This is a genomic window from Dyadobacter psychrophilus, assembly GCF_900167945.1.
GTDB lineage: Bacteria > Bacteroidota > Bacteroidia > Cytophagales > Spirosomataceae > Dyadobacter > Dyadobacter psychrophilus.
In genome coordinates this window covers 1-2,336 of record NZ_FUZA01000026.1, presented here as the reverse complement: position 1 = coordinate 2,336, position 2,336 = coordinate 1, and the positions used below count along the sequence as shown (strand labels likewise).

Here is a 2,336-nt window from a genome sequence, read left to right as displayed (position 1 = left end):
AGCAGGCAATTATGTGTTGTTAAAAACTGTTTTGATCGCAATGTGGCCAGAATGGTGGCTAGCAACACATAACTGATTACACAACATATGAACTTAAAAATACAAAGTTTATGCCTGAATACACTGGAAAGCTTAACTTCTACCTTTCTGCTGTGGATTCTATTCTGAAGGCAGCGGATGATAAGCCTACAATAGGAATATTACTTTGCCGCGACAAGAACAATGTAGAGGCTGAATTTGCTTTGAGAGATATCAATAAGCCTATGGGGATTAGTGAATTTAAATTTACGGAAATGCTTCCGGAAAATCTGCGCGAAAGTTTCCCAACTATTGAGGAAATTGAATCTGAGCTAAAAAATATTGAGAATGAATAGTTTGATAAATCATTAGGTATGTTATAAAATATGTAACTTTTGTTATATTTGTCGAGAATAAACTATCCTCCTTAAATCATGTCGGAAGAAGATATTGCCTCTAAATGTTACGATATCCATGTATCATTAGCTGGCAAAGAAGTACCAGAATCTGGGATATTAATGCAGCATTCTTAAGTGGAGCAGTGTGCTTGGTTGTGATTGGGACCGTTGCTGTATTTTTAGCAAAGGAACCAGATGTGTTTTTTTATAAAGTCCGGTTAGAGTAGAAGAAGCATATTGCTATCAACGGGACTTGCCAATCTATAAAAATCCTGAACGAACAGCATATGCTTATCAACTATGCAGAAACATCATCCAAGTCCCTTAGATTTTGTCCGGCAGTATGAAGCACTTGTCAGCAATGCAACGATTTATCATTTGACTAAACCGGTTTTTGATCTATTGACACTTTACATAAGATGCTGTAATACAATCAATTACAAATTAATGTCAAGCTATATTAGGGCAATACCTTCCGGTGTATAACTCATTTTGTTAAATGAGAAAACACAGAACAAGGGGGAACGGCGAATTCAGGCGAAGTTCTTGAGTTAGTACAAGGAGAAGGGGCCAACGGACGAATTCGTATTGTTTGGCAGAAAATAGTTACTTAATTTCGGGCATACTTTCCCGTTATGCTTTTTCAATCCAAACTGACCAGAAACATCGCCCTGGCGATGTTGTTATTTGCTCCTGCTTTTACAACACAGGCTCAAAAGTACAAACTGCCCTTTAACCAGCAAGTCTGGAGCCGTGATTACCAACCCTTTCGTATTGCCGGTAACCTGTATTATGTCGGTACAGCTGACCTGGCCTGTTACTTAGTCACAACGCCTAAAGGACATGTCCTGATCAATACGGGTTTGGAAGAATCCGTTCCGTTGATAAAAAAGCATATCACTAGCTTGGGTTTTAAGTTTTCTGATATCAAAATACTACTGGCCACACATGCCCATTATGACCACGTCGCGGGGATGGCAGAGATAAAAAAGGAGACGGGTGCTAAAATGATGATACATGCCCGGGATACGAAAGCGCTTGCCGACGGCGGTGCTTCAGATTATGTGCTGGGTGAATACGGTGCCACGTTCGAGCCTGTGAAGGCGGATCGTATATTGAAGGATCAGGAGGTTGTTCGTTTGGAAGATGCCGAGTTGACGGTCCTTCACCACCCTGGCCATACACCTGGAGCCAATAGTTTTTTATTGACTGTAAAGGATAACAAACGCTCCTATAAGGTCCTGATTGCCAATTTTCCCGGGATTCTGGACGAAACGAAATTATCCGGTATGCCGGGATATCCAGATGTAGCGAAAGATTACGGCAACACCATTGACGCCATGAAAAAGCTAGATTTTGACCTCTGGGTGGCATCGCATGCCGGGCAGTTTGGCCTGGAGAAAAAGCGGAAGGAAGGCGACAGCTACAATCCGGATGCTTTCTCCGACCGAAAAGGATACGACGATCTGATGGCTTGGCTTGAGAAGCGTTACCATGAGAAGCTGAAAGAGAAATAGTAATTCGGACAAATCATTCCCACACTTTTATAAACGTATATAACTTGCGGTTATGTTAAATAAAGATATTGGTCAGGCTTGGCAAGCCTGAGAAGTTCATGGAAATCTTATAGTTCTCGACTAGCAATCTCTCTTTTGTTGAATAGCGCACAATTCAATTGCTTTCAGCTTTTCCCCTAGCCAGGAATTTCAAGCAGCATTCAAAACTTTGTATTGTTGTAACTGCAATTATACCTTCGCTTAAATTGTAATTGCTAATTGGCAAGGGCTTCTAGTTTTTGGTAGAGCGTTTTCATATACGCATGGTAGTGTAAGTGTCCCTAAATGACAGACAGTTTGAAATTAGAGAATATCACTTAATTTTAAACTGATGAAAAAGACGAGATTCACAGAAACCCAGATC

At 40.7% G+C, this 2,336-nt stretch carries 2 protein-coding genes; both read left to right on the top strand.

Features of this window, described 5'->3' with window-relative positions; translation table 11 throughout:
• Positions 1-68 precede the first annotated feature (68 nt).
• Positions 69-374: a PDDEXK nuclease domain-containing protein gene (locus B5X68_RS28490; protein WP_082218168.1), complete on the top strand. Its 306-nt coding sequence runs from the start codon at positions 69-71 to the stop codon at positions 372-374.
• Positions 375-1,093: 719 nt separating this feature from the next.
• The gene (gene bla, locus B5X68_RS28485) at positions 1,094-1,933 is read left to right on the top strand and encodes a subclass B3 metallo-beta-lactamase (RefSeq protein WP_374754829.1); all 840 of its coding nucleotides are present in this window, start codon (positions 1,094-1,096) and stop codon (positions 1,931-1,933) included.
• Positions 1,934-2,336 lie beyond the last annotated feature (403 nt).